General features: G+C 72.5%; 5 protein-coding genes. 4 read left to right on the plus strand and 1 reads right to left on the minus strand.

Features of this window, described 5'->3' with window-relative positions:
- From ABZ215_RS42930 to ABZ215_RS42945, 4 genes are all read left to right on the plus strand, one after another.
- Positions 1–546: PfkB family carbohydrate kinase (locus ABZ215_RS42930; protein WP_354956653.1), on the plus strand; the 546-nt coding region annotated here is incomplete at its 5' end.
- Positions 543–2,465 carry an SUMF1/EgtB/PvdO family nonheme iron enzyme gene (locus tag ABZ215_RS42935; RefSeq protein ID WP_354956656.1) on the plus strand — a complete coding sequence of 641 codons (1,923 nt, stop codon included), beginning with the start codon at positions 543–545 and terminating at the stop codon, positions 2,463–2,465. The genes ABZ215_RS42930 and ABZ215_RS42935, both read left to right, overlap by 4 nt.
- Positions 2,462–3,670, plus strand: coding sequence for a CoA transferase (locus ABZ215_RS42940; RefSeq protein ID WP_020422208.1), 1,209 nt, complete (start codon positions 2,462–2,464; stop codon positions 3,668–3,670). Before ABZ215_RS42935 ends, ABZ215_RS42940 begins: the two co-directional genes overlap by 4 nt.
- 210 nt (positions 3,671–3,880) lie before the next feature.
- On the plus strand, positions 3,881–4,723 hold the full coding sequence (locus tag ABZ215_RS42945; RefSeq protein WP_354956658.1) for a CoA ester lyase: 843 nt from the start codon (positions 3,881–3,883) through the stop codon (positions 4,721–4,723).
- Between the two features lie 218 nt (positions 4,724–4,941).
- Here ABZ215_RS42945 and ABZ215_RS42950 read toward each other — a convergent pair.
- A partial coding sequence (locus ABZ215_RS42950) for an OB-fold nucleic acid binding domain-containing protein (RefSeq protein ID WP_354956660.1) occupies positions 4,942–5,979 on the minus strand: 1,038 nt, incomplete at its 5' end.

Below are 5,979 nucleotides of genomic sequence, written 5' to 3' on the forward strand. Positions count from 1 at the left end.
CGCCTCGAACTGACCGCCGCCCAGGTCGAGCGGATCGCGCACGCCGACGTCGTGCTGGCGCAGCTGGAGATCCCGCTCGACATGGTGCGCGCGGCCGCCGCCGCGCGACGGCCGGGCGCCCGGATGGTGCTCAACGCGGCGCCGTCGCAGGACCTGCCCGGCGATGTCTGGGCGGCGCTGGACCTGCTGATAGTCAACGAGTACGAGGCCGCCGACCTCGCGCACACCCAGGCCGCGCCGGAGGAGCTGGCCGCGGCGCTGCTGGAGCGGGTGCCCGCCGTGGTGATCACGCTCGGCGCCGAGGGATCCCTGGTGGCGCAACGGGACCGCGAGCCCGTGCGGGTTCCGGGCGTCAAGGTGGACGCGGTCGACACGACCGGCGCCGGGGACACCTTCTGCGGCGTGCTCGCGGCCGGGCTCGCCCGCGGGCTGGACCTGGCCGGCGCCGCCCGGCTCGCCGGTGCCGCGGCCGCCCTCGCGGTCACCCGGCCCGGCGCGCAGGACGCCGTGCCCACCGTCGCGGAGGTCGAGGAGAGCGCGAAATGACCTACACGTTCGACCCGCTCGTGCCGCGCCCGATCGACCGGCCCACCGAGGTCCCGCTCGGCCCGCTCACCGAGGACCAGCTGGTCGCGCTGGACGAGGCGAAGATCTTCGCCGGCCCGCCGGATCCGGCCGACCGCCCGGCGTGGCGCGAGCGGCTGCGCGAGTGGCGCGCGGACGCCCAAGGGCGGCACGGCTACACCGGCGCGGCCTACGAGCGGCCCGGCGCGGCGTGGGCGGCGCGGTGCCGCACGGTCGCGCAGGTGTGGCTGTGGGACGAGCTGCTCTACGACTTCGAACAGGGCCGCTTCACGCCGGAGCGGTTCCTCGCCGACGCCCGGGAACGGTTCACCGGCCTGGACGCGGTCGTGCTGTGGCACGCCTACCCGGTGATCGGCCTGGACGACCGCAACCAGTGGGACTTCTACCGCGACGTGCCCGGGCTGACGGATCTCGTGCGGCAGTTCCACGACGCGGGCCTGCACGTGTTCGTCGACTACAACCCGTGGGACGTCGGCACCCGCCGCGCCGGGGACGACCTCGAGGAGCTCGCGTCGCTGGTCGCCGACCTCGGCGTGGACGGCGTCTTCCTGGACACCCTCAAGAAGGCGGAACCCGAGTTCGTCAAGGCCCTGGAGCGGGCGAAGCCGGGGATCGTGCTGGAGGGCGAGTCGAAGCTGCCGGTCGAGCGGATCGAGGACCACGCGTCGTCGTGGGCGCAGTTCTTCGCCGACTCGCCCGTGCCCGGCGTGCTGCGCGCGCACTGGTACGAGCGGCGGCACATGCAGCACCACGTCCGCCGCTGGCACCGCGACCACACCGAGGAACTGCAGTCGGCGTGGCTCAACGGCGTCGGCGTGATGGTGTGGGAGGTCGTCTTCGGCGTGTGGGTCGGCTGGTCGCGCCGGGACGCGGCGACGGTGCGGCGCATGGTGACCGTCCAGCGGGCGGCCGAGGACCTGCTGCTGCACGGCGAGTGGACGCCGCTGGCCGAACTCGCGCCCGGCGCGGAGGAGGCCGGGGTGTACGGCTCCCGCTGGGACCTCGGCGACCAGACACTGTGGACGGTCGTCAACCGGAGCGACGAGGACTACACCGGCCCGGTCGCGCCCGGAATCCCGTTGCTGGGTCCGGGTGTGCCCGCGCGAGGGATCGCCGCTTTCCTGCGTGCCGAGACGGAACCCACGTGGGTGAAGGAACTGCCGGACGTGCCGCACGATCCGGACGCCCGCTTCCCGCACCGCCTCGCCGTGCGCAAGCAGCCGGCCCGCAGCACCGGCACGCCCGACCCGGACGCGGTGGTCGTGCCCGCCGGACCGTACGTGCTGACCGTCCGCTACCGCGCCCGCGAGACCGGGATGTACCAGGGCGCGCCGTACGTCGACGAGTGGAAGCCGCTGCCGCCCCGGCTGCACGACGCGCGCACCCTCCAGCGCGACGGTGTGCTCGCGAACGCGGTGGCCGTCGCGGTGACCGAGGTGACCAACGCGCAGTTCACCGAGTTCCTGGAGCGGACCGGCTACCGGCCGGCGCAACCGCACCGGTTCCTCGCGTGGAACACCGACGCCGACGCGCCGGTGACCTACGTGGACCTCGACGACGCCCGCGCGTACTGCGCGTGGCGCGGCGGGCGGCTGCCCACCGAGGACGAATGGCAGCTCGCGGGTGAGACCGGCCTGCTGCGCCGCGGCGAGCCCGCCGTGTGGAACTGGACCGAGAGCGAGCACTCCGACGGGCGCACCCGGTTCGTGATGCTCAAGGGCGGCTGCGACTACCGCGCCGAAGGCTCCGACTGGTACGTCGAAGGCGGCCGCCGCGACCCGGACTACAGCGTGAAGCTGCTCCTGCCCGGGCTCGGGCTGGCGCGCGGCGCGACCGTGGGGTTCCGCTGCGCCTGGGACTTGCCGGAGGTGACCGCGTGACCGTCTCCCGGGACCCCGCCGCCGGGGCGCTGGCCGGGTTGCGCGTCGTCGACGCCGCCACGCTGTTCGCCGGCCCGATGGCCGCGATGCACCTGGGCGACATGGGCGCCGAGGTGATCAAGGTCGAGCACCCCGGCCGTCCCGATCCGGCGCGCAACCACGGCGTCGCCAAGGACGGCGTCAACCTGTGGTGGAAGACGCTCGGCCGCAACAAGCGCACCATCACCGCCGACCTGGGCAAACCCGGCGGCCGCGAGGTGTTCCTGAAGCTGGCCGAGCGGTCGGACGTGATCATCGAGAACTTCCGGCCGGGCACGCTGGAGCGCTGGGACCTGGGCTACGACGAGCTGTCCGCGCGCAACCCGCGGCTCGTGCTCGCCCGCGTCACCGGGTTCGGGCAGATCGGCCCGTACCGGCGGCGGCCCGGGTTCGGCACGCTCGCGGAGGCGATGAGCGGGTTCGCGGCCGCCACCGGGGAACCGGACGGGCCGCCGACGCTGCCGCCGTTCGGGCTCGCCGATGGCATCGCCTCGCTGGCCACCGCGTACGCGATCATGGTGGCGCTGTCGGCGCGTGAGCGGACCGGGCGCGGTCAGGTCGTGGACACCGCGATCGTGGAGCCGATCCTGGCGATGCTGGGGCCGCAGATCACGCGGTGGGACCAGCTGCGCTCGGTGCAGCCGCGCACCGGCAACCGGTCGGTGAACAACGCGCCGCGGAACACCTACCGCACCGGCGACGGGCAGTGGGTCGCCGTGTCGACGTCGGCGCAGTCGATCGCCGAGCGCGTGATGCGGCTGGTCGGGAGGCCGGACCTGATCGACGAGCCGTGGTTCGCCAGCGGCGCCGAGCGCGCGAAGCACGCCGACGAGCTCGACGAGGCCGTGGGCGGGTGGATCGCCCGGCACACCCGCGACGAGGTGGTCGCCGAGTTCGAGGCCGCGCAGGCCGCGGTGGCGCCGATCTACGACGCCGAGGACATCGTCGAGGACCCGCAGTTCCGCGCCCTGGGCACGATCCACGAGATCGAGGACCCAGAGCTGGGGCCGACGCTCATGCAGGGGCCCATCTTCCGGCTGTCCGGTCACGACGGGGTCATCGCCCACACGGGCCGCGCGCACGGCGCGGACACCGACGAAGTGCTGGGGGAGCTGGGTTTCGCGCCGTCCGAGGTGGCGCGGTTGCGTGAGGAGGGTGCGGTGTGAGTGCGCCCGCGTTGACGCTGTTGCATGCGCCCGCGGATCGGGTCGTGAAGGTGCTGGGTGTCGCGTCTTCGGTGGTGGCGGGGTTGCGTGAGGAGGGCGCGGCGTGAGTGCGCCCGCGTTGACTCTGGTGCCGGCTGGCCGGCGGGACCGGGTGGGGAAGGTGCTGTTCGCGCCGTTGGTCGTGGCGCGGATGCGTGGGGAGGGTGTGGTGTGAGCGCGCCCGCGTTGACCTTGCTGTATGTGCCGGCCGACCGGCCGGACCGGGTGGCGAAGGCGCTGGATTCGGCCGCCGACGTCGTGCTCGTGGATCTGGAGGACGCCGTCGCCCCGGCTCGCAAGGACGAGGCGCGAGCGAACGCGATGCGGCTGCTGTCGGAGCCGCTCGCCCGCCGGGTGCAGGTGCGGATCAACCACGCGAGCACGCCGTGGCACACGGCGGACTTGGCGGCCCTGGCCGGTTTGCCGGTGGAGGTGGGCGCGCGGATCCCGAAGGTCGAGTCTGCTCAGGAGATCCACGCGCTGGCCGAGGCGTTGCCCGGCCGGGAGCTGCACCCGCTCATCGAATCCGCGCTCGGCGTCGAGCGGGCACTGGAGATCGCGACAGCGTCGGCGCAGGTCGCCTCTATCGGCCTCGGTGAAGCGGACCTGCGCTCCGACCTCGGGGTGACCGACGAGGCCGGGCTGACCTGGGCGCGCAGCCGGGTGGTCGTCGCCGCGCGCGCTGCCCGCCTGGTGCCGCCGGTGATGTCGGCCTACACCAACGTCCGCGACCTGGACGGGCTCGCCGCGTCCTGCCGCGCGGGGCGGGCGCTGGGGTTCCGCGGGCGCACCGCGATCCACCCGGCGCAGCTGGACACCATCCGGGCCGCGTTCCTGCCCAGCGAACAGGAAGTGTCACGGGCCCGCGAGGTGCTGTCCCGGCTGGACGACGCCACCGCGGCCGGCGTCGGGGCGATCGCCCTGACCGACGGCACCTTCCTCGACGTGGCGATGCTGGAGCAGGCCCGCACGGTGCTCGCACTCGCCGGGGAACGGCCTGACGTCACTGCCTGACCCTGGAATCGATTCCAGGATGCCGGGGCAGGTGGGCACGGTTTTCCCTCGTGCTCGCTGGGGGAGCGGCCCGGGTGTCAGGGGGTGTGATGGCTGGCATCGCTCTCGCCTGGGTAACCGGCCTGACGTCAATACCTTATGGCTGGAATCGATTCCAGGAGGTTGGGGCAGGGGCGAACGGTTTCCCTCGCGCTCGCTGGGGCGGGAGCAGCCGGACATCAGAGCGTGATGCCTGGAATCGTTTTCAGCTCGCCGAGGAGCATCGGCGTCACCTCGACCGGGTAGTCGTACAGGGCGAACGTCTGCTCGCGGCGGCCCAGAAGCTTGACGTGCACGGGGGTGCCGCCGCGGTGGGCGAGTAGCGTTTGCTTGAGTTCCAGGACGACCGGCAGCGTGAGCTTCTCCGGCCGGGCGCGCAGGACGAGCGGCGCCTCGCCCGGCTCGGACAGGTCCAGCGCCACCACCCCGCCGCCGAATATGGACATCTTGTCTTCGCGCCAGTTGACGCGGCCTTTGACCAGGACGGCGTTGTCTTCGATGAGGTCGGCCTGGAACAGGGCGTAGGACTTGGGGAAGAACAGCACTTCCAGTGAGGCGTCCATGTCCTCGACTGTGCAGATGGCCCAGGGTTCGCCCTTCTTGTTGACCCTGCGCTCCAGTGAGGTGATCAGGCCGGAGATGACCAGTTCGCCTTCCTTGGGCGGGTTGTCCAGGATGGCGGCGATCGGGCGTGGGGCGTGTTTGCGCAGGATCCGTTCGGCGCCGTCCAGTGGGTGCGCGGACACGTACAGGCCGAGCATCTCCCGCTCGTAGGCGAGCAGCTGCTTGCGCGGCCACTCCTCGTCGCCGAACTTGAGGTGCGCCAGCGGCGACGACGAAGGCGCGGGCTCGGCGCCGAACAGGTCGAACTGCCCCATGGCTTCCTGGCGTTTCAGGGGCACGACCGCGTCGACCGCGTCCTCGTGGATCTGGCTCAGAGACAGGCGCGTGGCCCCGAGGGAGTCGAACGCGCCGGCTTTGATCAGTGATTCGATGACCCGTTTGTTGCAGGCCACCAGCTCCGACTTGTCGAGGAAGTCGGTGAAGGAGGAGTACTTGCCCTTCTCCTGGCGGGTCTTGATGATCGACTCCACGACGTTGGCGCCGACGTTGCGGACCGCACCCATGCCGAAGCGGATGTCGTCGCCGACCGCGGCGAAGCGCTGGCCGGATTCGTTGACGTCCGGGGGCAGCACCTTGATGCCGAGGCGGCGGCA

The organism is Amycolatopsis sp. NPDC006131, from assembly GCF_040614175.1.
Taxonomy (GTDB): Bacteria; Actinomycetota; Actinomycetes; order Mycobacteriales; family Pseudonocardiaceae; genus Amycolatopsis_E; species Amycolatopsis_E tucumanensis.